Origin of the sequence: Streptomyces sp. NPDC101227 (genome assembly GCF_044767545.1) — a bacterium.
Classification (GTDB): Bacteria; Actinomycetota; Actinomycetes; order Streptomycetales; family Streptomycetaceae; genus Streptomyces.
Genome location: NZ_JBIWOD010000001.1, coordinates 691926 through 717960, shown reverse-complemented (window position 1 = coordinate 717960; position 26035 = coordinate 691926). Strand labels below are relative to the sequence as shown.

Annotated in this window: 25 protein-coding genes and 2 pseudogenes; 16 read left to right on the top strand and 11 right to left on the bottom strand. The window is 70.2% G+C overall.

Translation table 11 applies throughout. The features are described from left to right. Nucleotides 1–57 precede the first annotated feature (57 nt). Nucleotides 58–1143 (bottom strand): LacI family DNA-binding transcriptional regulator, encoded by a 1086-nt coding sequence (locus ACIRPT_RS03270; protein ID WP_403821401.1) that lies wholly within the window; start codon nucleotides 1141–1143, stop codon nucleotides 58–60. A 227-nt stretch (nucleotides 1144–1370) separates the two neighbouring features. Between ACIRPT_RS03270 and ACIRPT_RS03265 the strand changes: the two genes are divergently transcribed. The 5 genes from ACIRPT_RS03265 to ACIRPT_RS03245 all read left to right on the top strand — a co-directional run bounded on the left by ACIRPT_RS03265 (nucleotide 1371) and on the right by ACIRPT_RS03245 (nucleotide 8961). Then, complete coding sequence (locus ACIRPT_RS03265) at nucleotides 1371–2663, top strand: extracellular solute-binding protein (RefSeq protein ID WP_403821780.1); 1293 nt, start codon at nucleotides 1371–1373, stop codon at nucleotides 2661–2663. Then, nucleotides 2636–3550 carry a carbohydrate ABC transporter permease gene (locus tag ACIRPT_RS03260; protein WP_403821398.1) on the top strand — a complete coding sequence of 305 codons (915 nt, stop codon included), beginning with the start codon at nucleotides 2636–2638 and terminating at the stop codon, nucleotides 3548–3550. The genes ACIRPT_RS03265 and ACIRPT_RS03260 overlap by 28 nt, the downstream gene beginning before the upstream one ends. Further along, a complete protein-coding gene (locus ACIRPT_RS03255; protein ID WP_403821395.1) occupies nucleotides 3547–4395 on the top strand; it encodes a carbohydrate ABC transporter permease in 849 nt (282 codons plus the stop codon). The genes ACIRPT_RS03260 and ACIRPT_RS03255 overlap by 4 nt, the downstream gene beginning before the upstream one ends. Before the next feature lie 46 nt (nucleotides 4396–4441). Then, nucleotides 4442–5710: a glycosyl hydrolase gene (locus ACIRPT_RS03250; protein WP_403821392.1), complete on the top strand. Its 1269-nt coding sequence runs from the start codon at nucleotides 4442–4444 to the stop codon at nucleotides 5708–5710. Between the two features lie 209 nt (nucleotides 5711–5919). Next, a complete protein-coding gene (locus ACIRPT_RS03245; protein WP_403821389.1) occupies nucleotides 5920–8961 on the top strand; it encodes an alpha-mannosidase in 3042 nt (1013 codons plus the stop codon). Between the two features lie 3 nt (nucleotides 8962–8964). Here the strand turns inward: ACIRPT_RS03245 and ACIRPT_RS03240 are convergent, their stop codons facing one another. Further along, on the bottom strand, nucleotides 8965–9249 hold the full coding sequence (locus tag ACIRPT_RS03240; protein WP_403821386.1) for a hypothetical protein: 285 nt from the start codon (nucleotides 9247–9249) through the stop codon (nucleotides 8965–8967). Between the two features lie 193 nt (nucleotides 9250–9442). Between ACIRPT_RS03240 and ACIRPT_RS03235 the strand changes: the two genes are divergently transcribed. Next, nucleotides 9443–9637 carry an antitoxin gene (locus ACIRPT_RS03235; RefSeq protein WP_403821383.1) on the top strand — a complete coding sequence of 65 codons (195 nt, stop codon included), beginning with the start codon at nucleotides 9443–9445 and terminating at the stop codon, nucleotides 9635–9637. Between the two features lie 75 nt (nucleotides 9638–9712). Here ACIRPT_RS03235 and ACIRPT_RS03230 read toward each other — a convergent pair whose 3' ends face one another. From ACIRPT_RS03230 to ligD, 3 genes are all read right to left on the bottom strand, one after another. Continuing rightward, a complete protein-coding gene (locus ACIRPT_RS03230) occupies nucleotides 9713–9922 on the bottom strand; it encodes a cold-shock protein (RefSeq protein WP_403821380.1) in 210 nt (69 codons plus the stop codon). Between the two features lie 350 nt (nucleotides 9923–10272). Next, nucleotides 10273–11127, bottom strand: coding sequence for an endonuclease I family protein (locus tag ACIRPT_RS03225; protein ID WP_403821377.1), 855 nt, complete (start codon nucleotides 11125–11127; stop codon nucleotides 10273–10275). Between the two features lie 324 nt (nucleotides 11128–11451). Beyond that, entirely contained in the window at nucleotides 11452–12348 is an 897-nt protein-coding gene (ligD, locus tag ACIRPT_RS03220) for a non-homologous end-joining DNA ligase (protein ID WP_403821374.1), read from the bottom strand. Nucleotides 12349–12388: 40 nt separating this feature from the next. On the opposite strand from ligD, the gene ACIRPT_RS03215 reads away from it, so the two are divergent. After that, entirely contained in the window at nucleotides 12389–13513 is a 1125-nt protein-coding gene (locus tag ACIRPT_RS03215; protein WP_403821370.1) for a Ku protein, read from the top strand. A gap of 58 nt (nucleotides 13514–13571) precedes the next feature. Beyond that, nucleotides 13572–13955, top strand: coding sequence for an RNA-binding S4 domain-containing protein (locus ACIRPT_RS03210; RefSeq protein WP_403821367.1), 384 nt, complete (start codon nucleotides 13572–13574; stop codon nucleotides 13953–13955). 36 nt (nucleotides 13956–13991) lie between these two features. Here ACIRPT_RS03210 and ACIRPT_RS03205 read toward each other — a convergent pair whose 3' ends face one another. Then, nucleotides 13992–14426 carry a YchJ family protein gene (locus tag ACIRPT_RS03205; RefSeq protein WP_403821364.1) on the bottom strand — a complete coding sequence of 145 codons (435 nt, stop codon included), beginning with the start codon at nucleotides 14424–14426 and terminating at the stop codon, nucleotides 13992–13994. A 213-nt stretch (nucleotides 14427–14639) separates the two neighbouring features. Here ACIRPT_RS03205 and ACIRPT_RS03200 point away from each other — a divergent pair, with 213 nt between their 5' ends. Then, nucleotides 14640–14834, top strand: coding sequence for a hypothetical protein (locus tag ACIRPT_RS03200; RefSeq protein WP_400059771.1), 195 nt, complete (start codon nucleotides 14640–14642; stop codon nucleotides 14832–14834). Nucleotides 14835–14906: 72 nt separating this feature from the next. After that, nucleotides 14907–16598: a hypothetical protein gene (locus ACIRPT_RS03195; RefSeq protein WP_403821361.1), complete on the top strand. Its 1692-nt coding sequence runs from the start codon at nucleotides 14907–14909 to the stop codon at nucleotides 16596–16598. Nucleotides 16599–16621: 23 nt separating this feature from the next. On the opposite strand, the gene ACIRPT_RS03190 is transcribed toward ACIRPT_RS03195, so the two are convergent. Continuing rightward, nucleotides 16622–18127 carry a PLP-dependent aminotransferase family protein gene (locus ACIRPT_RS03190; protein WP_403821358.1) on the bottom strand — a complete coding sequence of 502 codons (1506 nt, stop codon included), beginning with the start codon at nucleotides 18125–18127 and terminating at the stop codon, nucleotides 16622–16624. 215 nt (nucleotides 18128–18342) lie between these two features. Here ACIRPT_RS03190 and ACIRPT_RS03185 point away from each other — a divergent pair, with 215 nt between their 5' ends. The 5 genes from ACIRPT_RS03185 (at nucleotide 18343) to ACIRPT_RS03165 (ending at nucleotide 22233) form a co-directional block, all read left to right on the top strand. Continuing rightward, complete coding sequence (locus ACIRPT_RS03185) at nucleotides 18343–19002, top strand: YitT family protein (RefSeq protein ID WP_403821355.1); 660 nt, start codon at nucleotides 18343–18345, stop codon at nucleotides 19000–19002. Further along, nucleotides 18999–19799 carry a glycerophosphodiester phosphodiesterase family protein gene (locus tag ACIRPT_RS03180; RefSeq protein ID WP_403821352.1) on the top strand — a complete coding sequence of 267 codons (801 nt, stop codon included), beginning with the start codon at nucleotides 18999–19001 and terminating at the stop codon, nucleotides 19797–19799. The genes ACIRPT_RS03185 and ACIRPT_RS03180 overlap by 4 nt, the downstream gene beginning before the upstream one ends. A 171-nt stretch (nucleotides 19800–19970) precedes the next feature. Next, nucleotides 19971–20285, top strand: a complete 315-nt coding sequence (locus tag ACIRPT_RS03175; RefSeq protein ID WP_403821349.1) for a hypothetical protein — start codon at nucleotides 19971–19973, stop codon at nucleotides 20283–20285. 758 nt (nucleotides 20286–21043) lie between these two features. Further along, the gene (locus ACIRPT_RS03170) at nucleotides 21044–21574 is read left to right on the top strand and encodes a hypothetical protein (protein WP_403821347.1); all 531 of its coding nucleotides are present in this window, start codon (nucleotides 21044–21046) and stop codon (nucleotides 21572–21574) included. 443 nt (nucleotides 21575–22017) lie between these two features. Further along, on the top strand, nucleotides 22018–22233 hold the full coding sequence (locus tag ACIRPT_RS03165; protein ID WP_403821345.1) for a hypothetical protein: 216 nt from the start codon (nucleotides 22018–22020) through the stop codon (nucleotides 22231–22233). Nucleotides 22234–22387: 154 nt separating this feature from the next. Here ACIRPT_RS03165 and ACIRPT_RS03160 read toward each other — a convergent pair whose 3' ends face one another. The 4 genes and pseudogenes from ACIRPT_RS03160 to ACIRPT_RS03145 all read right to left on the bottom strand — a co-directional run. Then, nucleotides 22388–22576 (bottom strand): hypothetical protein, encoded by a 189-nt coding sequence (locus tag ACIRPT_RS03160; RefSeq protein ID WP_403821342.1) that lies wholly within the window; start codon nucleotides 22574–22576, stop codon nucleotides 22388–22390. Nucleotides 22577–22722: 146 nt separating this feature from the next. Continuing rightward, nucleotides 22723–23301, bottom strand: coding sequence for a hypothetical protein (locus ACIRPT_RS03155; protein WP_403821339.1), 579 nt, complete (start codon nucleotides 23299–23301; stop codon nucleotides 22723–22725). 108 nt (nucleotides 23302–23409) lie between these two features. Then, nucleotides 23410–23751 (bottom strand): annotated as a pseudogene (locus ACIRPT_RS03150) (DUF6919 domain-containing protein); the annotation flags it as partial. Between the two features lie 41 nt (nucleotides 23752–23792). Continuing rightward, nucleotides 23793–23972: pseudogene (locus ACIRPT_RS03145) on the bottom strand (DUF6919 domain-containing protein); the annotation flags it as partial. Nucleotides 23973–24640: 668 nt separating this feature from the next. Here ACIRPT_RS03145 and ACIRPT_RS03140 point away from each other — a divergent pair. Further along, entirely contained in the window at nucleotides 24641–26011 is a 1371-nt protein-coding gene (locus tag ACIRPT_RS03140; RefSeq protein WP_403821335.1) for an MFS transporter, read from the top strand. Nucleotides 26012–26035: the final 24 nt, after the last annotated feature.

Sequence of the window (26035 nt, the reverse complement as noted above, 5' to 3'; positions counted from 1 at the left end):
CGCTATGGGGGGAGCGGGCCACGGCGGCCCGCTCCCCCTTCGTTTCCGCAGGCGCGGTCACGGTGTGCCGGTGCTCTCCCGCGCTTCCAGGTGCGGCAGTTCGCCCTGCACGGTGCGCGGCGGCCCGCCGTCGAGGACGGCGAGGAGTTCCCGGGCGGCGAGCCTGCCGAAGCCCGGGGTGTCGCGTACGAGCGCGGTCAGGCGGGGATGGGTGACGCGGCACAGCGCGGAGTCGTCCCAGGCCACGATCGACAGCGCGTCCGGTACGGGGATCTTGCGCTCGGCGGCGACCGAGGCGCCGGCCACGGCCATCACATCGTTGTCATAGATGATCGCGGTGGGGGGCTCGGCCGCGTCGAGGATGCGGCGGGTCGCCTCGGCTCCTTCGGCGTCGGAGTAGTCGGTGGTCACCGAGCGGACGTGATCTTCGTCGAGGCCCCGGAGGGCGGCTTCGGCACGCAGCGAGCGGATCCGGCGCTCGGTATGGGCCAGCCCCGGCAGGCCGGCCACATGCGCGATGCGGCGGTGACCGAGGCCGTGGAGGTGGTCGAGGACGCGGGCCATGGCCTTGGAGTCGTCGGCCCACACGGTGGAGACCTGGGGGTGCCCGGCGGCCGCTTCCGGGACGGCCGGTCCCGGGGCTGCGAGGCCGCCGACGACGACCGCGGGCAGGCCGAGCGAGGCGAGCAGCCGCGGCCGCGGGTCCTGGGTGCGCGGGTCGACGACGAGGACGCCGTCCACCCGGCGCTCGGCCCACCAGCGGCGGTAGAGCGCGCATTCGGCGTCGAGGTCCGCCACCACCTGGAAGAGCAGCGCGGTCCTTTGCGCCGAGAGCACTTCCTGGATGCCGGAGACGAGCTGGAGGAAGAAGGATTCCACGCCGAGGGTCCGGGCGGGGCGGGCGAGGACCAGTCCCGCGCAGCCGGCGCGGTCGCCGGACAGCGCGCGGGCGGCGCTGTTGGCCTGCCAGCCCAGCTCCTGCGCCACCTGCCGCACCCGGGCGCGGGTGTCCTGGGAGACGCCCGGCCGGTCGTTGAGCGCGAAGGAGACGGCGCTCTCCGACACCCCGGCCCGGCGGGCGATGTCCTTGATCGTCGGTCGGCGTGCCGGTTTGCGGCGGGCGGCCTCACCGGACGATGTCATGGCGGGCCCCCTCCGAACTGAACCGCATTAGTACGGTCAGTCTGAGCAGCGGAGAAGGGCCTGTCAATCGGCCGGTCTCAGCCGGTTCAGCGGCCGGTCCGTACCCAGGTATTGACACTCACTAAATCGCATTAGTACGGTCTGCCGCGGCGTTACCCGTTACCCGAGAGTGTCTCTTGCGCAGCATTCCCCGTCCGGGAAAGTCGGAGCGAAGGGGTCGGACAGCCATGCGTATCTCCCGTCGAACGGCAGTTGTCGGAGCGGCCGTGATCACAGCGGCGCTTGCACTGACCGGATGTGGTGCCGGAGGAGGATCCGGCGGATCCGAGAATGTTTCCGGGAAGGTCGAGGGACAGGTCACTTTTCAGACCTGGAATCTCAAGGCAAATTTCAAGGATTACTTCGAGGGCGTGATCGCGGACTTCGAGAAGAAGTACCCGGACGCCAAGGTGAAGTGGATCGATCAGCCGGCCGAAGGATATGCGGAGAAACTCAGCGCCGACGCGGCGGGCGGTACGCTGCCGGATGTGGTGAACGTATCGCCCGATCTCGCGTATCCGCTGGCCAAGGCCGGTCTCGCGCTGGACCTGCAGAAGGCCGCCGGGAAGTATCGCGGGGAGTATCTCGACGGGGCGTGGCGGAGTCAGGAGATGCCGGGGATGCCGGGGGTTTACGCCTTCCCCTGGTATCTCAACACCGGGCCGATGTTCTACAACAAGGAGCTCTTCCGGCGGGCCGGGCTGGATCCGGAGAAGCCGCCGAAGACATACGGTGAGCTCTTCCGGGACGCCGTATCGATGGCAAAGAAAAGCGGCCGGAAGACGGCGATGCTCGCGGGTACGCCGGCCGTCGAGGATTTCGGGCGTTATGGCGTACGACTGATGAATGCACAGGGTACGGAGTTCACCTTCAACGAGCCCAAGGGCGTCGAGCTGCTGAAACACTACAAGGAGCTGTATGCGGCCGGGGCGCTGGATTCGCAGGCGCTCACCGCGAACGCCGAGTCCGCCGGGCGGAAATTCCAGCAGGAGTCGGTGGCCATGAATCCGGGCGGTGCGCTCGATCTCCAGAAGTTCAAAAAGGAGGCGCCGAGCCTCTACCGGCACATCGGGATCACGGACACGGTCAACAACACCGGTAAGGCCAATATGTACGTACAGGGCCTGATGGTGAATGCGCAGAGCGGGGTGAAGCCGGCGGCCGTCGCGTTCGCGCACTTCGTCACGGACAAGAAGAATCAGATGGCCTTCGCCAAGAAGGTCACGATCTTTCCGAGCACCAAGGGTTCGCTGGACGACCCCTACTTCACCAAGGAGGACGGCACCGACGCGACCCGGGTGCGGGTGGCCTCGGCCGCATCGCTCAAGACCGCGGTGAATTACACGCCGGTGCTGCTCAGCGATCAGATGAAGACGGTGCTGCGCAATGCGGTCGCCCGGGCGGTGCAGGGCAAGCAGTCGCCGCGGGCGGCGCTGGACGGGGCGGTCGCCGAATGCAATCGCCTGCTGAAGACCGGCTGAGGCGGAGGCGCCCCGTGAAGACGCACGGTCCGGCCTCTCCCTGGCTGTTCCTGGCTCCCGGGCTGCTGATTGTCGGAGCGTTCGGTCTCTATCCGTTTCTGAGCACGGTGACGCATTCGTTCACCGATGCGCGCACGCTCACCGAGGGGCACTTCGTCGGCGGCGCCAATTACCGGGAGCTGATCCATGACGCGATGTTCTGGACGGGGCTGCGCAACAGCGTGCTGTACGTCCTGGGGGTCGTCCCGCTGCTGGTGGTCCTGCCGCTGCTGCTGGCCATGCTCGTACGGCGGCACCTTCCCGGGATCGCGTTCTTCCGGGCCGCGTTCTACACCCCGGTGGTGGCCTCCGTCGTCGTGGTCGGGCTGATCTGGGTGTGGCTGCTGGACGACCGCGGGCTGATCAATGCGCTGCTGGAGGCCCTGGGCTTCGGCAGGGTCGGGTTTCTCAGCGATCCCTGGCTGCTGCTGCTCAGCGCGATGGCGGTGACCGTGTGGAAGGGTCTCGGCTACTACATGATCATTTATCTGGCGGCGCTGGCCAACGTTCCGCGCGAGCTGCATGAGGCCTGCGCGGTCGACGGCGCGGGCGCGGTGCGCCGCTTCCTGACCGTGACCGTGCCCGCGGTGCGGTCGACGATGGTGCTGGTGGCGGCGCTGTCCTCGGTGGGTGCGTTCAAGGTGTTCTCCGAGGTCTATCTGATGGCCGGTCCGACCGGCGGCCCCGGCGGCGAGGACACCACGCTGGTGATGCTCGTCCAGCAGGCCGGCACGGGCCTCAGCGGCCGGGTCGGCTATGCCTCGGCGCTGTCCGTCGTGGTCTTCGTCATCACGCTCGGCCTGATGCTGCTGGTGCTGCGCGCCAACCGCCGGGGGGACGAGGCATGACGCGGGAGCCCGGTGAACGACGGCTGCCGGCCTGGCAGTTGGCGCTGCGCTACGCGCTGCTGCTGGCCGTGCTCGCGCTGACGGTCGGACCGTTCCTCTGGCAGCTGTCCACCTCCCTCAAAGGCCCCGGCGAGGACATCTACCGCTATCCCCCGAGCCTGATTCCGCAACGGCCCACCCTCGGCAACTACTCCGGCGTCGCGGACATCATCCCGGTCTGGGACTTCGCGCTGAACTCCCTCAAGGTCGCCGCCGCGAATGTGCTCACCAATTGCGTGGGCGCGGCGCTGGCGGGCTATGCGCTGGCCAGGCTGCGCTTCCGGGGCCGCGGGGTGGCACTGGTCGTCTTCATCATGGCGATGCTGGTGCCGGTCGAGAGCATCATGATCGCCCAGTTCGTGACGATGCGGGAACTGGGGCTCAACAACACCTTGACCGGTGTGGTGCTGCCCGGCTGTGTCGGTGCGATGAACGTGCTGCTGATGCGCAATGCGTTCGCGGGGCTGCCGTACGAGGTCGAGGAGGCCGCGTTCGTCGACGGCGCCAATGCCTGGCAGCGGTTCGTACGGATAGCGCTGCCGTCGGTCAGGGGAACCCTCGCCGTCGTCGCGATCTTTGCCTTCATGGGTGCCTGGGACGACTTCCTGTGGCCGCTGATCGTGCTCAGCGACCAGTCGAAGTTCACCCTGACCATCGGTCTGAACTTTCTGCACGGCACGTTCGCGGACAATCAGCGGCTGGTCGCGGCGGGCACCGTCATCGCCGTCCTCCCGCTGATCGTGATGTTCGCCTGTCTCCAGCGTTATTTCTTCCGCGGTGTCGGCGAGGGGGCCGTCAAGGGCTGACCCCGTCCCCGCACTCCCCCGCTGCCGTACTCACAGGAAGCGCAGGATGCCCATGCCCGTGCCGCAGACCCGCCAGGTGCGCTTCGGCGCCAACTACACGCCCTCCCAGGGGTGGTTCCACCACTGGCTGGACTTCGACCTGGATGCCGTGCGCGCCGATCTCGACTCCCTCGCCGGCCTCGGCCTGGACCATATCCGGGTCTTTCCGCTCTGGCCGCTCTTCCAGCCCAACCGCACGCTGATCCGGCCGCGCGCCGTGGAGCAGCTCGTCCAGCTGGCGGACGCCGCCGCGGAGCGCGGCCTGGACATCAGCGTCGACGGCCTCCAGGGCCACCTCTCCAGCTTCGACTTCCTGCCCGCCTGGACGCGGACCTGGCACCGCCGCAATCTCTTCACCGACCCCGAGGTACTGGCCGGCCAGGAGGAGTATCTGCGGACGCTCGCGGCCGCCCTCGCCGACCGGCCCCATTTCCTCGGCATGACGCTCGGCAACGAGATCAACCAGTTCTCCGACGGACCGCACCCGGACCCGGACCGCATCACCGGCGCCCAGGCCACGGCCTGGCTCGAGCGGATGCTGGCGGCATGCGAGCGGGGCGCGCCGGGCCGGATGCATCTGCATGCCGCGTACGACGCCGCCTGGTACCGGGACGGGCATCCGTTCACGCCCGCCCAGGCCGCCCGGCTCGGCGCCGCGACCGCCGTGCACTCGTGGGTGTTCAACGGCACCGCGCAGCGCCACGGCCCGGCCGGCACCGCCACCGAGCAGCACGCCGCGTATCTGGTCGAGCTGTCCAAGGCCTGGGCCACCGACCCGCACCGCCCCGTATGGCTCCAGGAGGTCGGCGCCCCCGCCCCGCACATCCCCGAGGACCGGGCGGCGCGCTTCACCGAGGCCACCGTCCGCAACGCGCTGGACTGCCCGGATCTGTGGGGCGTCACCTGGTGGTGCTCGCATGACGTCGCGCGGTCGCTGGCGGACTTCCCCGAGCTGGAGTACGGGCTCGGGCTGCTGCGCACCGACCGTACGGTCAAGCCCGCGGGGAAGGCGATCGCCGCGCTGGTCGAGGAGTGGCGCGGCAGGGCGCACCGCCCCGGGGTCCGGAGCACGGCGCTGGTCGTCGATGTCGGCGGGGCGGCGGCCGCGCCGTTCCGCTCGGTGTGCGCACCCGGTGGTGCCGTCTTCGAAGCCTGGATGAGGCTCACCGCGCAAGGCGCGCGGCCCTCTCTCGTACTGGCCGAACTGGCCGGTGACGAAGCCCATTTGGTGTCTCGCGGGATCACGGAGGTGTGCACGGCCGACGACGCCGGCTGAGCAGCCCGTCCCCGCACCGGAGGCCACCCGAGACCGACCGGAGAGTCGCAGGACCATCCAGAGGACCTCGCCGGAGGAGCGCCCGCCGCCATGCCCCAGCACCCGTTCCCGCTGTCCCGCCGCCTGTTCCCGACCGCCGTCCGGTCCACGTACCCCTGGTAGCCCCCGCTCTGCCCTCTCCTCCCCGACTCTCTCCTCGGAGCCGCCCCATGCATGACGATCGCGCCCTGGTCGAAGCCCGTCTCACGCGCGTGCTGAACGAGCGCATCCGGCCCGCCCTGTACCCGGAATCGGTCCCCTTGGAGGTGTCTGCCTGGGTCGCGCCGGGTGGCCCCGTGCCCGTGGCGGAGGGGCTGGCCGCGAAGCACGCCCCGGTGGCCGTGGGCGATGCCTGGGGTGCGCCCTGGGCGACGACCTGGTTCAAGGTGCGGGGGCGGGTGCCGCGGGAGTGGGCCGGGCGCACCGTGGAGGCGGTGCTCGACCTCGGGTTCGACGAGCGGATGCCGGGCTTTCAGTGCGAAGCGCTCGTTCACACCCCCGACGGCGGCCCGGTGAAGGCCCTCAATCCGCGCAATCAGTGGGTGCGGGTGGGCGCGCCGGTGCGGGGCGGGGAGCGTGTCGAGTGGCATCTGGAGGCGGCGTCCAATCCGGTGATCCTCGGCGTCCCGCCCTTCCGGCCCACCCCGCTGGGCGACCCGGAGACGGCGGGCGGCGAGCCCCTGTACCGGCTGGCGCGGCTGGATCTGGCGGTGTTCGACACCGCGGTATGGGAGCTGATCCAGGATCTGGAAGTGCTCGGCGAGCTGATGCCGGAGCTGGCGGTGGACAGCCCCCGGCGCTGGGAGGTGCTGCGGGCGGTGGGCCGGGCGCTGGACCTGGTGGATCTGCAGGACGTCAACGGGTCGGCGGGGCGGGCGCGTTCGGCGCTGCGCGAGGTACTGGCGGCGCCCGCGGCGGCGTCCGCGCACCGGATCAGCGCGGTGGGGCATGCGCATATCGACTCGGCGTGGCTGTGGCCGCTGCGGGAGACCGTGCGGAAGGTGGCGCGTACGGCGTCGAATATGACGGCGCTGCTGGAGGACGAGCCGGAGTTCGTCTTCGCCATGTCACAGGCGCAGCAGTACGCCTGGATCAAGGAGCACCGCCCGGAGGTTTACGCCAGGGTCAAGAAGGCGGTGGCGGAGGGGCGGTTCGTACCGGCGGGCGGGATGTGGGTGGAGTCGGACACCAATATGCCGGGGTCGGAGGCGATGGCCCGTCAGTTCGTACACGGGAAGCGGTTCTTCCTGGAGGAGTTCGGCGTCGAGAACGACGAGGCATGGCTGCCGGACACCTTCGGCTTCGCCGCGGGGCTGCCCCAGATCATCAAGGCGGCGGGCTCGAAATGGCTGCTGACGCAGAAGATCTCCTGGAGTCAGATCAATGCCTTTCCACATCACACCTTCCGCTGGGAGGGCATCGACGGCACCCGGATCTTCACCCACTTCCCGCCGGTGGACACCTACAACTGCCAGATGGCGGGCGGCGAAATCGCCCATGCGGCCCGGAACTTCAAGGACAAGGGCGTGGCGCGGCACTCGCTCGCGCCGACCGGCTGGGGCGACGGCGGTGGCGGCACGACGCGCGAGATGATCGCCAAGGCCCGCAGGCTTCGGGACTTGGACGGCTCCGCCACGGTGCGGTGGGAGAAGCCCGCGGACTTCTTCGCGAAGGCGGAGGCGGAATACCCCCATGCGCCGGTATGGGTGGGTGAGCTGTACCTGGAGCTGCACCGGGGGACGCTCACCAGCCAGGCGAGGACCAAGCGCGGCAACCGGCGCAGCGAACATCTGCTGCGGGAGGCCGAACTCTGGTCGGCGACGGCTGCCGTACTGACGCAACACCCCTATCCCTACGAGGAGTTGGACCGCATCTGGAAAACGGTGCTGCTGCACCAGTTCCATGACATCCTGCCGGGATCGTCCATCGCCTGGGTGCACCGCGAGGCGGAGCGGACCTACGCCGCGGTGGCCGCCGAGCTCGACGGCATCATCGCGGCGGCGCTGGCCGCGCTGGCCGGCGAGGGGAGCGACGGCCTGACGGTGAACTCGGCGCCGCACGCCCGCGGCGGGGTCGCCGCCGGGGCCATCGGCGTCGCGGCTGACGAGGGGCCGCAGGTGCGTGCCGAGACCCGGCCCGACGGCGGATTCACCCTCGACAACGGGCTGTTGCGCATCGGGGTCGACGGCCGCGGGCTGGTCGGATCGGTCCACGACGTGGCCTCTGGCCGCGAAGCCCTCGCGCCCGGCAGCGTCGCCAACCTCCTCCAGATCCACCCCGACTTCCCGAACATGTGGGACGCCTGGGACGTGGACTCCTTCTACCGCAATGTCGTCACCGATCTCACCCAGGCGGACGAGGTGACGCTGGGCGCGGTGGGGCCGGAGGCGGCGACGGTCCGCGTCGCCCGCTCCTTCGGCGCCTCGCGTGTCGTACAGGAACTGACCCTGGCACGCGGTCAGCGGCGCCTCGACATCGCCACCGAGGTCGACTGGCACGAGACGGAGAAGTTCCTCAAGGCCGCCTTCCCGCTGGACCTGCATGCCGAGCGGTACGCGGCGGAAACCCAGTTCGGGCATCTGTACCGGCCCACCCACACCAACACCAGCTGGGAGGCGGCCAAGTTCGAGGCCTGTGCGCACCGGTTTGTTCACGCCGAGGAGCCGGGCTGGGGCGTGGCGCTGGTCAACGACTGCCTCTACGGGCATGACGTCACCCGCACCGTCCGGGACGGCGACGCCCCCGGCACGACCACGACCGTACGGCTCTCCCTGCTGCGCGCCCCGCGCTTCCCCGACCCGGAGACCGACCAGGGCCTGCACCGCTTCCGCTACGCGCTCGCCCCCGGGGCGACCCTCGCCGACGCCGTGCGCGAAGGCCACCGCATCAACCTCCCCGAACGGCGCATCGCCAGCTCGGGCCCCGTACCGCCCCTGGTCACGGTCGACAACGACGCCACGGTCGTCACGGCCGTCAAGCTCGCCGACGACGCGAGCGGAGATGTGATCGTCCGCCTCCACGAGGCCCACGGCGGACGGGCCAGGGCCACCCTCACGACCGGCTTCGCGCTGAGTGACGCGCTCGCCACGGACCTTCTGGAACGCCCGACGGACGACGGCCCGGCGCTGGAGCGCGAAGGGAACCGGGTCCGCATGGCGCTGCGGCCGTTCCAGATCGTCACCTTGCGGCTGGTCCGCGCGGGCGGGCGCTGAGCGTCAGCCGGGTTCGGCCGACCGCGAGCGCGCGTCGGCGCAGGTGTCGCGGCGGGCGTCGTGCCGCCGCTCGCGCCCCGAGTCGCGCTCGTGGTCCGCCGGCCGCTCGTGGGCCGCGTCATGGCAGGGGTCGCCGGCCGGGTCCAGGCCCAGCATGTCCATCAGCAGCGACAGGTCGTCCGCGTCCCGCGCCCGGCCGGCCAGCGCCCTCCGCGCGAGCCGTCGTTGCTCGCGGGACGGCATGCGGCGGGGCGCGTCGTCGTCGGCAGTGCACTGTTCATCGCTCACCGCTGCATTCTCGGCCGGACCGCGGCGCCGTGCTCGTCGAGCGGGCCGATGGGCTGTCGCGTCACATGCCGGGGACGGACTGACCCGAACGGGTGACGGCGGCGGGCTCGCGCGGTTCCGGTGGCGCGGATGCAGACCGCGCGGCGGGGGGCGATGCTGGAGGCGTGGGGGATCGTGCTGAGGAAGGTGTCCCATGTCCATGTTGGACAAGATCAAGCAGATGCTCAAGGGCCATGAATCGCAGGCCGACAAGGGCATCGACAAGGCCGGGGACTTCGTCGACACCAAGACCGAGGGCAAGTACCGGGGGCAGGTCGACGCCGCCCAGGACAAGCTCAGGGAGCAGTACGGCAGGCCGGGGGACCAGGACCAGCCGCCGCGGACCTGACGACCACGGGAGGAGCCCCGGCAAGCCAGGGCGCCCGCTCCCGGTACGGGACGGGCGCCCTGGCCATGGGCGGGATCAGACCGCGGTCAGGCGGATCTTCTCCGCCTGGGGGCCCTTGTTGCCCTGGGTGACCTCGAAGGTCACCTTCTGGCCTTCCTGGAGCTCACGAAAGCCCTGGGCATCGATGTTCGAATAGTGCGCGAATACGTCGGCGCCGCCGCCGTCCTGCGCGATGAATCCGAAACCCTTTTCGGAGTTGAACCACTTCACGGTGCCGCTGGCCATAAACCCTGTCTCCTTCGTCAAAACGGGCTTGAATCGGCTTCCGCGACCTGCGGAACCCGGAGGTGATCGCCCTGGTCCGGAGACGCACTGCACACAGCAAGAACGCCCGTGAATGCGACACGGGCGTCCGGCACTTCGGAACCACGACAGCTGATCAGGACGCTACACCGAGCGGCGCCCATCCGCCCGCAATGCCCGCCCCAATGGGGTCAGGAATGTCCGCCCGGGATATCCGGACCGGCACGGCCGGCCGCCGGCATACGGGCCTCCTCGACTGCCGGCGACCCCGGCCGGGCACCGGTGGGCCTGGGCCGTACGGTGCGGCGGCCGGGGTCGCGGACGGGTGGCGGCTACCAGATCTGGTCGACCCACTCGGGGTGGTCGATGAACGGGTTCCGGTTGTGCTGGTACTTGTCGAATATCACCTGGTTGCGGTGCTGTTCGAAGGAGGACGGCGGGTCCTGGTCGCTCCACTTCTTGAGGACGGAGATCCGCCCGATGTTCGGCGCGGAGCCGTTGTCCACCTTGTCGTTGGGCTCGAGGTCGGGGAACCCGTCGCCGCCGTCGTAGCGGACGGCCATGTAGAGGATCATCCGCGCCACATCGCCCTTGTCGGCGTCACGGGGCTCGAAGGAATCGCCGTCGGTGTAATTGCCCGGCGCCTCCCCGACCTCCGTGCCGCCGTTGTCGAAGTCCTTATTGCCGCGGGTGCTGTTGACGGACACGTCCGCCGGGCGGAGGTGGTGAATGTCGGTGCCGGGTCCGGTGGCCGTACCGAAATCACCATGGGATTTCGCCCAGACGTGCTCGCGGTTCCAGTCGTCCGGATTACCGCCGCTGGAGTTCTTGCTCTCGGACCGGCCGGTATACAGCAGAATGACGTTGGCGCTGTTGGCCGGGTCCTGGTCGGTTTCCTTGAGCGCGTCCCAGACCTGCGAATAGGACAGTTTCCCGGTCTGGGTGCTGCTGATGATCTGGTGCAGCGAATTCTTGAGTTCCTGACCGGTCTTTCCTATCGCGTCCTTGTAGTACGTGTCGTCGTACGCGGCGACGGATCTGCCCTGCGCCGCCGCACCGGGCGCCGAGCCGGTCGCCGTACCGGCCGTGGCGGTGGACGGGATCTGGACGGCCAGCGCCGCCAGTGCGGTTCCGGCGGCCACGGTCAGCGCGATTCGGGCGCGACGCGTCAAGCGGGTGTTGTCCACGGATGGTGTCCTCTCCCCGAAATGTGGCACCGAGCCGTGAAACGTGGGGGCACGACCGGCGCCGGCCGTTGGGTATACGGCCTCAAGAAGCTTTCCATCGCGGCATTCACCACAGTGTGAACACGGGGCGAGAGTTATGTGGTTACCCGGTGGCGAACAGGCAACTGGTCCCATGGCGCACCAAAGGCGCCAAGCCGGTGAATTGTTCATTCGCCGTCAGGAAACGCCGTCAAAAGGTCACCGAAAGTCCGTCAGAAATACTCGTGAACACTTTCCGTGATGGTGTGTCACGCGGATGAGCCGGGGGGCAGACGCGCGACACCGTCACGGACGGCCGCTCGGGAGCGGTCGGGCGCGGTCGGGGTCGAGGAGCGGGGCGAGCAGGTCGCCGTGACGGGCGAGGCGGGGCGCGATGTCGTCGAAGAGGAAGGCGAGTTGGCCGGGGTCGGCGCAGGCGGCGATCTCGTCCCAGGTGACGGGGGTGGAGACGGTGGGGGTCGCGCGGGCGCGCAGCGTGTAGGCGACCGCGGTGGTCTTGGCGGCGGCGTTCTGGGAGAAGTCGATGAAGACCTTGCCGGGGCGCAGCGCCTTGGTCATCTTGTGCACGACGAGGTCCGGGAGGGCCGCCTGCGCCTCGACCGCGAGGCGCTTCGCGTAGGCCGTGGTCCGTTCCGAGGGGGTGGGTTCGATGGGCACGAGGAGGTGCAGGCCCTTGGAACCGCTCGTCTTGGCGTGGACGTTGAGGCCGTCGGCGGCCAGCCGGTCGCGCAGCCAGGCGGCCGCGGCGCAGCATTCCACGATGGTGGCCGGGTCGCCGGGGTCGAGGTCGAGGACGAGCCGGTCGGCGCGGCCCGGCGCACCGCTGGTCCATTGGGGCGCGTGCAGTTCGACGACCAGGTTGGCGGCCCAGACCAGCGAGGAGAGGTCCTGCAGCAGGACCTGGCGGGTGGGCCCGGAGGTCGTGTGCGGGACCTCGCAGGTCTCCACCCAGGAGGGCGTCCCGGGTGGCACGTTCTTGGTGAAGAAGCGCTGGCCGTCCGGCCCGTCGGGGTAGCGCAGAAAGGAGAGCGGCCGGTCGTGGAGGTGCGCGAGGAGCGGGTCGGCGGTGACGGTGCAGTAGTGCACCACCTCGCCCTTGGTCGTGCCGGTCTCGGGATAGATGACCTTGTCCAGGTTGGTCAGCGAGAGGCGCCGCCCCTCCACGACGGTGATCGGCGACATACGATGAGAATCCCACAGATCCGGATTTAAGGGATGAAACATGCGTTCCATCTGGAATGGGTCCATTTCATTTGGCCTGGTCACCATCCCCGTGAAGACGTACAGCGCGACGGACCGCACCTCGTCGGTCTCGTTCGCCCGCATTCACGCCAAGGACGGGGCGCAGATCCGGTACCGCAAGATCTGTGAGCTGGACGGGGAAGAGGTGCCGAACGAAGAGGTCGGCAAGGGGTACCAGGCGCCGGATGACGACGCGATCGTCCAGATCACCGACGAGGACCTGGCCCGGCTGCCGATGCCGACCGCCAAGACGCTGGCGATCCTGGCGTTCGTCGACGCCGCCGAGATCGACCCCCTCCAGATGGACAAGGCCTACTATCTGGGCCCGAACGGATCCTCCGCCACCAAGCCGTACGCGGTGCTGCGGGAGGCCCTGGAGCACCAGCACAAGGTCGCGATCGGCAAGGTGGCGATGCGCGGGCGGGAGTCGCTGGTGATGCTGCGGGCGCACGACGGGGCCATCGTGATGCATTCGCTGCTGTGGCCCGACCAGATCCGGCCGGCGACCGGGCTGGGACCGCAGGCCGATGTCAAGATCCGCGAGAACGAGCTCACGCTCGCCGAGACGCTCATGGACACCCTGGGCGAACTGGACCCCGACGAACTCCACGACGACTACCGCGAGGCCGTCGAGCAGCTGGCCGCCCAGAAGCTGGCGGGCGGGGTGCCGGTCGCGCCCGACACCTCGGGCGCCGGCGGCCAGGTCATCGATCTGATGGCCGCGCTGGAGAAGAGCGTCGCGGCGGCCCAGGGGGGCACGGAGTCCGGGCGGTCCGCGTCGGTCACGCCGCTGCGGGGACGGAAGACGGCCGGGAAGGCGGGCCAGGCGCCGGCGGAGAAGACCGGCGGCACGGCCAGGGCCGCGACGAAGAAGGCACCCGCCAAGAAGGCCGCCGGACAGAAGACGACCGCGAAGAAGGCCCCCGCGAAGAAGACGGCGACGGCCAAGGAGTCGGCGACGGCCAAGAAGGCCACCGGCAAGGCCGCCGCGCGCTCGTCGGCAAGCGCCGCCAGGACCGGCACCGGGACCAGCGCCAAGGCCGGCGCCAAGTCCGCCGCCAAGAAGGCCCCGGCGAAGCGGACGGGCAAGAAGGCATCCGCTTGATTTCCGCCCGCCCGCTTAATTCCCGCACACCCGCCCCCACTCGGCCTAGAGTCGTGTCATGGCTTCAGACGAGGGGACCACCACCCGTATCGACAGCTGGATCTGGTCGGTACGGCTGATCAAGACGCGTTCGCAGGCCACCGCGGCCTGCCGTGCGGGGCACGTACGCGTCAACGGCGACCGGGTGAAGCCTGCGCACGGCGTACGCAACGGCGACGAGGTGCGGCTGCGCCACGCGGGCCGGGAGCGGATCGTGGTCGTCTCGAAGCTGGTGCGCAAGCGGGTGGGCCCGCCCGTCGCCGCGGAGTGCTTCATCGACAACAGCCCGCCGCCCCCGCCGCGCGAGGAGGCCCCCGTCGCCCCCGTCCGCGACCGCGGTGCGGGACGCCCCACCAAGCGCGACCGCCGCGAGATCGAGCAGTTGATGTTGCGCGGGCGGTAGGTCCGACCTAGTGGGCGGCGCACCGGTGGGCCGGGGTCAGGCGGACGGCAGGGCGTCCACGTAGAACCACAGGCCGTTCTCGCGGACGAAGCGGCTGTTCTCGTGCTGGTTCTCGGCGTGCCCCTGCAGCGTGTAGTGCGCGCGGAACTCCACCGTGCCCTCGGCGTGGAAGGCGCTGCCGCCGGTGGCGCCGAGGATCTCCAGGCCGGTCCACCGCTGCCCCGAGACGAATTCCAGGCCCGCCGGCCGGGTCGTCGGGTGCCAGGTACGCAGCAGATATCCGGCGTCACCGACGACGAAGGCGCTGTAGCGCGAGCGCATCAGCCGCTCCGCGGTGGGGGCGGCGGCGCGCCCCGCATGGCACGCGCCGCAGCAGTCGGCGTAGGTCGCCTCGCGTCCGCAGGGGCAGGGCGAGGCGGGGGTCACGGCGGCCGGGCGGTGCGGCTTCTTCAGCGGCTTCTTCTTCGACACCCCCCGATTGTGCCGGAGGACGCGGGGGCGCCGGGTGGCGGGATCGGGGCGCGACACGCGAAGCACAGTTCCAGGCGACGCGCCCTACAGGAGGGGCCCGTCTGGGGGGTTTCAACGATAAATCACCCATTCGCAGCTTTTGATGGCTTGATACTTGCTGTGAGGTTGGAAGAACTCATGGTGATCGTCCCCACCACCCAGGAGAGAACCCCCATGATTCTGTCCATTTCAGGCGTCATCCTGCTCGGCGTCATCGTCTTCCTCTTCTTCCGCAAAGACGGCCTCAAGTTGTCCCACGCCCTGGTCTGCGCGCTCTTCGGGTTCTACCTCGCGGGCTCCGCCATCGCGCCCAGCATCAAGGCCGGCGGTGCCAGCCTCGCGAGCCTCCTGGGAGGGCTGAAGATCTAGCCCGCCTCACCGCCCCGGCTCGCCGCCCACGCCGAGCCGTCACGACCACCGCACGAACAACAGGAGACAGATGTGGCCCGGCGCCCCCTGCCCCGCATCCTGACCGACAGCGCTTCCCTTGCGCGCAGCAGAGAAATCGCGCGCACCGCCGCCGACAGCGCCACCGATGTGTTCCATCCGCTGATCACCATCAGCCGTGGACTGCGTCGACTGGCCGCCCTCGGCAGACAGCGCTGGGATGCGACGCCCAAGGATCGCCGGGGTCCACTGTTCTTCTTCGTTGCCGCGTGTGTACTGGCCGTGGCGGTCGTGCCGTACGGACCGCTGCTCGCGGCCCTCTCGGTGATGGGGGCGGCGGCCTGGGCGGGCCGGGAACCCGGATCGTCGGAAAGCGGCCCCAGCGAGTCCGAGGCGGAGCGACTGCAGGCGCTCTACGAGGCGCTGGTGCCGTATTTCTCGGCCGACGGTGATCCCAGTCCCCTCTACACCCACGGCGGCGACTGGGATCAGGCCTTCACCGAGTTCAGCTTCGACGACGACGGTCGGCTGGAGCGCCTGCAGCTGAAGTACCCGGCGTATTTCACCGACGGCGAGGACTCGTGCCGGGCCCGTATCGAGCAGGTGCTGCACGCCAAGTCCGGCCGCGGCCGGGAGTATCACTTCGCTTGGGACGAGGCGGCCAATCAGCTGGTACTGAGCGTTCTCGACGCGCTGCCCACGGATATCGCGGCGCAGCGCTTCGTCACCTCGCCGGGCGAGACGGTCCTCGGGTTCACCGACCCGGATGCCGTGCACCGGACCCTGCCGGTCGTCCAGGGCGGGGAGCCGGAGGATGCGCCGCCGGTGCTGTGGCGCACCGGTCAGCGGTCCACCGAACCGCATCTGCTGGTCCTGGGGCAGCCGGGGACGGGCGGCACGACGCTGTTGCGGTCCATCGCGCTGCAGGCGCTGGTCGACGGCGATGTGCTGGTCATCGACGGCAGCGGCACCGGGGAGTTCGCGTGCCTGGCCGGGCGCTGCGGCGTGCTGGGGGTGGAGAGCGGGCTCGCGGGGGCGCTGGCGACGCTGGAATGGGCCGCGCACGAGACCGAGCGGCGGCTGATCTCGTCGAACCGTGCGCGACAGGCGGGCCATTCCGCGCCGGAGGACACCCGCCGGCCGCTGTGGGTCATCGCGGACCGTCCGACGACGCTGGCCCATCTCGCGGCCGCGGAGGGCCGGGACGATCCCCAGCGGCTGCTCCAGGTGCCGCTGCGGCACGGCGGGGCGGCCAATGTCACCGTCGTGGTGGCCGATCAGTACCAGAGCGCCGAGTTGCTGAGCGATGCCGTACGGACCTACACCAGGGCGCGGGTGGTCCTGGGTCCGGCGACGGCGGAGGTGGTGCGGGCGGTGCTCGGGGCGCCGCCGCACACCACGCCGACCGCCTATGTGCCGCCCGGCCGCGGCTATGCCCGGCTCGGCGGCGGGCCGGTGCTGCGGCTCCAGGTGCCGGCCACGCCCGACCCGTTCGACGAGGGGACCAGCGAGGCGGACCGGCTGGCGGTCATGGCGCTGCTGCCCGAGCGGACCGTCCCGATGGCCGCGGCGACGTCGTTCGCCAAGTCCGGGCCCTCCGCGGCCGAGGCCGGGCCGCGGAACGCCGGGCCGCTGGGCGCCGGGCCGCTGGGCGCCGGGCCCCTGGGCGGGGGCCCGCGGGTGACGACCGTCGACGGCGGATCCATCGCCGTCAACGGGTCCGAGGCCGCGCACCTGGAGGGCTGAGCCCCCTTCCGTCTGATGTCCCGTCAGGCGACGAAGGCGTGGCGCGCGTCGGAGGCGATCGGGGCGCCCGTGGCCACCAGCCGCGCGGCGCCCGCCAGCCGTACGGCGGCCTCCTCGGCCACCGCGCCACTGACCGTGAACGGCAGCCGCACAAAGCCCTCGAAGGCGCCGTCGACCCCGAACCGCGGGCCGGACGGGACGCGGACCCCCAGCCGCTCCCCCGCCTCGGCGATGCGGGAACCGGACAGCCCGCCCGTACGGGCCCACAGGGTCAGGCCGCCGTGCGGGACCGTGAACTCCCAGTCGGGCAGGTGCCGGCGTACCGCGGTGACGATCGCCTCGCGGTTCTCGCGGGCCTGCCGCCGGCGGATCTCGACGGCGTCCTCCCAGCCGCCGCCTTCCAGCAGCGAGGCGATGGCGAGCTGTTCGAGGACGGGTGAGCCGAGGTCGGAGTAGGCGCGGGCGGCGACCAGGCTGCGGATGATGTCGGGCGCGGCGCGCACCCAGCCGATCCGCATGCCGGCCCAGAACGCCTTGCTGGCCGAGCCCACGGTGATCACGGCGCTGCCCGCTGGGTCGAAGGCGCAGACCGGGCGCGGTGGTTCGGGGTCCTCGTCCAGGTGGAGTTCGGCCATGGTCTCGTCGACGACGAGCAGCGTGCCGGCCGATCGCGCGGCGTCGACGAGGCGGCGGCGCTGGTCGTCGGTGGCGAGGGTGCCGGTGGGGTTGTGGAAGTCGGCGACGACGTAGGCCATGCGGGGGGCCGCGTCGCGCATCACCTGGCGCCAGGCGGGGATGTCCCAGCCGGCCAGCCGCTCCGCCAGGGCGACGGGGACGAGCCGGGCGCCGGCGTCCCGCATCAGCTGGAGGATGTTGGCGTACGAGGGAGAGTCGACGGCCACCCGCTCGCCGGGGCTCGTACACAGGCGGCAGATCGCGGCGACGGCGCCCATCGCGCCGGTCGTCACCATGATCTGCTCGGGCATGGTGGGGATGCCGCGGGCGGTGTAGCGGTCGGCGAGGGCCTGGCGCAGGACCGGCAGGCCGGCCGGGTAGTCGCCGTGGGTGTGGGCGTAGAGCGGGAGGTCGGCCATGGCACCCTGGACGCCGCGGGTCAGCCAGGGCTCGGGCGCCGGGAGGGCGGCGCAGCCGAGGTCGATCATGGAGCCGGTGGCCTCCGGCGGCAGGGGTTCCAGGCCGCGGGTGGGCAGGGGGTTGCCGGCCGGGACGGCGGTCCAACTGCCGGAGCCGCGGCGGGACTCCAGGAACCCTTCGGCGCGCAGCGCCTCGTAGGCGGCGGCGACGGTGGTGCGGCTGACCCCGAAGGCGGCGGCCAGTTCCCGCTCGGCGGGGAGCCGGGCGGCGACCGGTACCCGCCCCTCCAGTACGAGCAGGCGCACGCCGTCGGCGAGGGTGCGGTAGGCGGGCAACTTGCGCCCGTTGGCGGTGAGTTCGGCGTCCCGGGGGGCCTGCGACCGGAGCAGCCGGGCGAGTTGGGGCGCGCCCACCGCCGAAGTCCACTGAGCCATGGAAATCAGTCCACCTTTGCCGAATTGGCTCTACTTCCGGAATCCATACCTGCCACATCGTGTCATGCGCCAGTCCAATTCTGCCAGGAGGGGGAAGCGTCATGTCCATCACCGGGGATTCCGGCACCAGGGAATCCTGCACCGAGCCATCCGATACCGGGACATCCGGCACGGAGGCACCCAGCACGGGGGCACCCGACAGCGAGGGAGCCCGCATGCCGCGGGCGCTGCTGCCGCGGCGGCTGGTCCAGCTCTACGCGGGGCTGGTGCTGTACGGCGTGAGCATGGGGCTGATGCTGCGCGCCGACCTGGGCCTGGAGCCATGGAGCGTGCTGAACCAGGGCATTTCCCGGCATACGGGACTGACGATCGGTACCGTCACCATCGTCTCCGGCGCGCTGATCCTGCTGCTGTGGATTCCGCTGCGCCAGCGTCCGGGCCTGGGAACGGTGTCGAACGTGGTGATCCTCGGGCTGGTGATGGACGCGACGCTGACGCTGGTGCCCGAGCTCCCCTCGCTCGGCGCCCGTATTCCGCTGCTGGCCTTCGCCGTCGTCCTCAACGGCGCCGCGACCGGCCTCTACATCTCCGCCCGCTTCGGCCCCGGCCCCCGCGACGGCCTGATGACCGGACTGCATCTGCGGACCGGCCGCCCGGTGCGGCTGGTGCGGACCTGCATCGAGGTGACCGTCCTGGCGGCGGGCTTCGCGCTCGGCGGCTCCATCGGTGCCGGCACCGTGGTCTACGCCCTGGCCATCGGGCCGCTGGCGCAGTTCTTCCTCCGGCGCTTCGCGATCAAGGGACTGCCCGAGCAGCCGTCTCCGGTGGTGGCCCGCGGAGGCGCTTCACCCGGGCGCGCAATACTGCAAAAGTGACCTCAGCGATACGCATCCGCCACGCCTATCTCGACCACCCCGCCCCGCTCCCCTTCGCCCACCGGGGCGGGGCGGCGGACGGCCTGGAGAACACCGCCGCCGCGTTCCGGCGCGCGGTCGACCTCGGCTACCGCTATCTGGAGACCGACGTCCACGCCACCTCGGACGGCGAGCTCGTCGCCTTCCACGACGCGACCCTCGACCGCGTCACCGACACCCGCGGCGAGATCGGGGCGCTTCCCTGGCGGGCGGTGCAGCGGGCCCGGGTCGGCGGCCGGGAGCCGCTGCCGCTGTTCGAGGAGCTGCTGGAGGAATTCCCGGGGGCCCGCTGGAACGTCGACCTCAAGGCGGAGGCCGCCCTCGCGCCGCTGCTGGACCTGCTGCGCCGCACCAACGCCTGGGACCGGGTGTGCGTGGGCTCCTTCTCCGAGGCCCGGGTCGCCCGCGCGCAGCGGCTGGCCGGCCCGCGGCTGGCGACGTCGCTCGGCACCCGCGGCGTGGCCGGGCTGCGGATGCGCTCGTACGGGCGCGGCGTGCTGCCGCTGGACCGGCTGCTGGGCGCGGCGGTGCGGCGCAACGCGGTATGTGTGCAGGTCCCCGAGCGGCAGTCCGGCATCCCCGTCGTCGACCCGCTGTTCCTGCGGGCGGCGCATGCGCTGGGCATGCAGGTCCATGTCTGGACGATCAATGACGCGAAACGGATGGCGGCGCTGTTGGACCTTGGCGTGGATGGCATCATGACCGATCACATAGAGACGCTGCGGACGGTGCTGACCGAGCGGGGCTCCTGGACCTAGAGATTTCGGGGTTCTCAGTCGTTTGGGGTCAGCGAGAAACTCTCATATTCGCGTAGCTTCACGCAGAATCGTCCGCCTCCCTGTCATGATCATCTCCCACTCTTCTCCCATCTCCCACCCCCCCCGACGTGAAGAGCCGACCCCGGATCACCCACTTGGGAGGTGGGTTCGGTGATCCGGGCCGACTTCGGCCGATCGCCGATGCTCGTCGGCAGCTGGTGGCGCGGTCGACGCCGACCACACAGCAGCTACGTCGTGGAGCTCGGCGTCATCGCGCTCGGCGCGGAACCGGCACATGCACTCGGGTTGACCATCGACACTCTCGCCTATCGGCTCGTGCGCACCAGGCCCGGCGCGGCCGGCCAGGCAGTTGAGACCGCGGATCTCATCCTCCCGGTGGACCGCTGGACGATCCGGCTCCAGAACGCCAGCACCCCGCGACGGGCGCTGTCCGGGCCGGGCGGGGCAGCAGCAACGCGGATGTGATGCCACCACGGTACGGGCTGCCCCCTGACAGGTGATCTTGATCGTTTGCCGGGAGATCTTGAAGGGGCAAGGCGCCACCGAGGCTCAGGTCGCCCCCAACGCGGCTTATCCGACCGTGGGGCCTGCTGCCGAACCAGCCGCTCGAGCTCCGTTCGCCTACCGCTTGGGTGACACCAAGCGGGTGCCGCTCCAGTCTTTTGCCACCGCCGCGTTCACACACACGCTCAGCAGCGGAGCCGCCAACCGGGTTCCCCCGGCGACTTCACCACAGCGCCTCCCACAGAATTGGGCGCCCGCCAGCCATCCTTCGAGGCTGACCCCGCAGCTCAGACAGGCGCCCACTGCCGGCCGCACCCGGCCAGGATGACGAAGCACCCACACCTGGCATCGACGACTGCACCACTTCCGTGGGTTGCGTTCCCGGGAACTGATCACCAGTGGTGAACCGCACCCCTGACAGACGCGGGCGCCGCCTGAACTCGGTGGAGAGCTAAGGACATTGGGGTCCATTCAACGATCACAGCACGTAGCCAGGACAGTGATCATGAAAGTTGTGAACCTGCCGCGCCCCGGATAGCCCTCCCCGGCGGTCTGGCGGTGATCACCAGAGGGGCCCCCACGATGGGCCGGCCGAGACATCACACGGGGCCACCATCGGTTGCCCTGGCCGGAGGGCCCAGAATGGTCTCGCGCACCGTCGCGCGCAGATTCGCCGGGGTCTCGTAAAGCGCCGGTAAAGCCGGGAGTACGCTGCGCGCATGAACGAGCGAAGAGCGCTACTACGGCGCATACGCGTGTGGCTGGTCGTCTTCATCGTCTGTCTGGTGCTGAGCGGACTCACAGCCTTTCCTCTCGCCACCGAAGTGCACCTCATCCACGACGCGCTCACATCCTGGGCGGCACCCATTGGCGACACCTTTCCCGGGCTCATGGAATGGATTCAGCGCGTCCGCGACGGCCTCGACTCCACCAACATGCAGTACCCCTTCGTGCTCTACGGCACCGACTGGCTGGCGTTCGCCCACCTCGTCATCGCAGTCGCTTTCTACGGGCCGTACCGCGACCCCATACGCAACATCTGGGTCATCGAGTTCGGCATGATCGCCTGCGCCGGGATCATCCCGCTCGCGCTCATCTGTGGCCCGATCCGGGGAATCCCCTTTGGGTGGACGGTCCTCGACATGTCGTTCGGCGTGTTCGGCGTGATCCCGTTGCTGGCTGTACGACGAATGATCAAGCGCCTGGAGCTGCTGGACCGGGCTCCCAGCGTGGAGCCCGTCGCCGCGTGAGCCAGGCTCCCAACAGCAGTCCGGTCACCAGCTCGCCGATTGATTCCCACCACCCGGCTGGTGCTGCGCGGTCTCCCTGGCATGACATGCCTGACACAAGCCACGTCCATACTTCAGGGCGTCGGGGTCAAGGCCGCCCGCGACGAGCTCGCGCCGGCTGAGCGGGTAGTGGTCGGCGTGCCGGCTCGGTGCCTTACGGCACAGGGCGCACACGGGATAGCGGGCGAGGACGCCGGGCCGGAACCGCTGCTGGTGTTCGCGGCCGTAGCCGCGCTGCCGGGAGCTGCCGCGTCGCTGCTCGGCCTCTTGCCGGTGCCCTTCGCAGCGCCCGCCCGGGTCGGTGGACTCGGGGCAGCCGGCAACGGAGCACACTCGCCAGCATGTTCGCCTGTGCACGGGGCGCCTCCGTCTCTACGCTGTGGCCACCGGTAGGGGGTGGGGATATGCGGACAGATGCGGCTGCTGGTGTATTCGTCGCGGCGCTGGCGGTGGTGCTGGTCAGCTTGGCTCAGGACTGGGATGTGCTGGCTGTGATGGCTGGCGCGGTGATGCTGGGCACGATCGTGGCGACTGCTCGTCAGCGGCGGACCGGCCCGGATCCGGACGTGACGCTGCGGCCTGGAGGCGAGGGGAGACCGTGGCGCCGGCCAAAGGACTGACGGCCTCCTCACGGCTGTTGGCCTGCTGCTCGGCGGGCGCCGCCTCGGGCCGGGCAGCAGGCCCGGCGTCCGCCTGGGGGTGTGCGGGCCCTGTCGGTGGTTACGCAGCCTTGGGGGCGCACTTCGGCATGGCCTGGTAGGTGGCGGCCTGTTGTCATATTTCGGGGAGGGCGTACATGGTGCGCTGTGCGTGCCCGAGCCCTGAAGGCCGGCCGTTGCCGGGGTAGCGGCGGATTTTGCCGCGGGCTGCCCATTGGCGGATGGTCGCTCGAGGCACTCCGGTCTCGCGTTCGGCGTCGTCGACGTATACGAGGTCGTCGGGGTAAAGCTCGGCCGGGTGCATTGCGCCTCCCCAGGGTTGCGGAAAGCACCCGGTGTCGGCCGGGGGCTTTCGTAGGCTTTCAGGCATAGTTCCGCTGTCTTGAGGGGACTAGGACATCTTTGGGTTTCTGGGCAACTACTTACTGGGAACCTCTCAGTCCCGCCGGCTCAGAAGTTGCCGTTGGAGAGGATCTCGCCGGCCTTGTCGTAGATGGTGACGAGGCCGTTCTTGGAGTTCTTCCAGTCGGCGAACGCGCTGGCGATGAGTTTGCCGTCGGCGGCGTGGGGGCCCATGATGCCGCCGGTGTAGTCGGTGTAGATATCGACAGAGTCGAGGATGTCGTTCTGCTCGTCGGCGCCTTGGACTTTGGTGATGTGCTGGGCGGCGGCTTTTTCGGTGGCGGTGCCGTTCTTAGCGACGAACGCCTTGAACTTATCGACGGCCGACTTGGGCGCGGCGGGCTTGGCCCTCGGCTTCGACTCCGTCTTCGGCTTGTCCTCGGCCTGCTTGGCGTTGCCCTTGGACGCGTGCTTGGGTGCCGCGGCTACCTTGTCGACCTTCGCCGGCTCCCCGGCTCCCCCGCCGACTACGGCGCCGATGATCCCGATGACGAGGAGGGCTGCGAATGCGCCTCCGCACCCGATGCCGACCTTGGCGCCAGTGCCCATCTTCTTCGGCTGCGGCGGCGGGTACATACCGGGCTGGGGCTGTTGTCCGGGCTGGGTGGGGTATTGCTGGTAATTCATGATCCCCCCTGGGACGTGTGGGAGCAGGATGCTATCCACTAGTTGAAGGTTGGATGGACCCTTTCCCCTGTCTCGTGACGCTTCCGTTGCTTACGCCTCCCCCCGGGGTCAGCAGCTCGTGGCTCGAGTGAGCGCGGGCCAGAGCCGGTTGTCTCGGCCCCATTCGGTGTCGATAAGCGTGAGGTGCGTGGCGTCTCGGAGCTCCCGGAGCGCCTGACGGCCGACACCACGCCACTCGCTTGCGATAAGGCGTCGGTGGCCGGGCGACCTGCCGAACCCGGCCATTTCTTCGCCACCGGCTTCGGTGACGGGGATCCCGGGGTGGCTGCGTTCCCCTGGCCGGTTGGCGATGACGGCGAGCCCCACTCGGGTTGCTTCGGAACGAATTCGGACGATGAGCCGGGCGTCGGTGATCCAGCCGTCGACAGCGGCGCGCTGTCGCCACATGCGGCCGCCGTAGCCGCAGGAGGGGGCAGTCCGGGCTGGGAGTTGGTGGTGACGTAGCCGGCCCGGTTGGCGGCGACGAGGATGGGGATCAGGTGTCGGGTCTCGTCGTCGGGGTGGGGAGCGCCGTAGCCGGGCCAGGTGCGAGTGCGCCCTTCGAGCCAGTCGGCCATCGCCTGCCCTAGGTCGGCAACGGTGCGGGTGGTCTTCCACGGCTTGGGAGCCACAGCGTTCCTTTCGGCAAGGGTCGTTAGATGCCTCGGGCGCCGGCGCTGGCGGCGGCGTGGCCGAGGATGCGGGCGGGCATGCGACCGTCGCGCGCCGGTCGTTCCAGGAGGCGATGGTTTCGGCGTTCGGGTCGAACTCGGCGCGGATGATGTCGAGGAGAACGACGCACGCGTCGTCTGCCTCTCGCCGGCTGCCGGCCACTGCGCGAATGACGCCGATCAGGCAGCGGGCACCCTGCTCGTCGCGCAACCGGCCAGCGCACCAGCCTCCGCCCAGGAGCCGGACGTGGGCCCGGTGCAGGAGTGCGGCGATCGTCGTCCGGTACGGCTGGAGCTGCGGGGTGGGGGCGTCCACGGGGCCGTGGATCACATCAGCCAGGTCGAGCGGCTCGACGCTGATCCGGGCGTCGGTGGGAGAAAATCATGGGAGACGAGACGTCAGTCGAGATGGCCCGTAAGGTTCTTGAGGAATGGCAGCTCTCCCAAGAGTCTCCCAGTTGATCTTCGCTGGGGGTGTTCCCGCAGCTTACGGGCGCGCAGCGGTGAGAGTCGTTCAATCGATCACATCGAGACGCTGCGGACGGTGCTGACCGAGCGGGGCTCCTGGGTCTGACCGCCCACCGTCGGTCCGCCGCGGCGACGGGGACGGGTGGACGGGGGTGGGCGCGGTGAGCACACAAGCCGTGATCGGGGGCGTCGATGAGGGGACGGCGGCCAGACGCCGGGAACAGCGCGGCTGGTACTGGTACGACTGGGCGAACAGCGTTTACTCGACCAGCGTCCTGACGGTGTTCCTCGGGCCGTATCTGACCTCGGTGGCCAGGGCCGCCGCGGGCCCGGACGGCTTCGTCCACCCCCTGGGCATTCCGGTACGCGCGGGCTCCTTCTTCGCGTACTCGGTTTCCGCGTCCCTGCTGCTGTCGGTGCTGGCGATGCCGGTTGCCGGGGCGCTGGTCGACCGGACCGGCCGCAAGAAGCCGCTGCTGGGCTGCTGTGCGTATACGGGGGCGGCGGCGACGGCCGGGATGTTCTTCCTGGCCGGCGACCGCTATCTGCTCGGCGGGGCGCTGCTGATCATCGCGAACGTCTCCTTCGTCGTGTCGATGATGCTCTACAACTCCTTCCTGCCGCAGATAGCCGAGCCGGACGAGCGGGACGCGGTGTCCTCCCGGGGCTGGGCGTTCGGCTACGCGGCGGGCGCGCTGGTCCTGATCGTCGATCTGGCGCTGTATGCCGGGCACGACTCCTTCGGGGTGTCCGAGGGCACCGCCGTACGGATCTGTCTGGCCTCGGCGGGACTGTGGTGGGGCGCGTTCTCGCTGATCCCGCTGCGCCGGCTGCGCGACCGGCGGGCGGCGCGGAGTGCCGTGGCCGACGGGCCCGGTGGCGCGGCGCTCGGCCAGGGCTGGCGGCAGCTGCGCGAGACCCTGCGCGAGATGCGTCGCCACCCCCTCACGCTCGCCTTTCTTCTCGCGTATCTCGTCTACAACGACGGAGTGCAGACGGTGATCAGCCAGGCGTCCGTCTACGGCTCCGAGGAGCTGGGGCTGGACCAGACGACGCTGATCATCGCGGTATTGCTGGTGCAGATCCTGGCGGCGGCGGGCGCGATGCTGATGGGGCGGATGGCGCGGCGGTACGGCGCCCAGCGCACCATTCTGGGCTCGCTGGCGGCCTGGGCCCTGACGCTGGCGGCGGGATTCTTCCTGCCGGCGAAGGAACCTGTCTGGTTCTTTGCGCTGGCGGCGGCGATCGGACTGGTCCTGGGCGGCAGCCAGGCGCTCTCCCGGTCGCTGTTCTCACATCTCATTCCGCGCGGCAAGGAGGCCGAATACTTCTCCGCGTACGAGATGAGCGACCGGGGCGTGAGCTGGCTGGGGCCGCTGGTGTTCGGGATGACCTACCAGCTGACCGGGAGCTACCGGGATGCGATCGTGTCCCTGGTGGCCTTCTTCGCGGTCGGATTTGTCCTGCTGGCGAGGGTGCCGGTGCGGCGGGCGATCGCGGCGGCGGGCAACTCTGTCCCGGACCGGATTTAGGTTCGGGGGGCGCGGGCCGGTAGT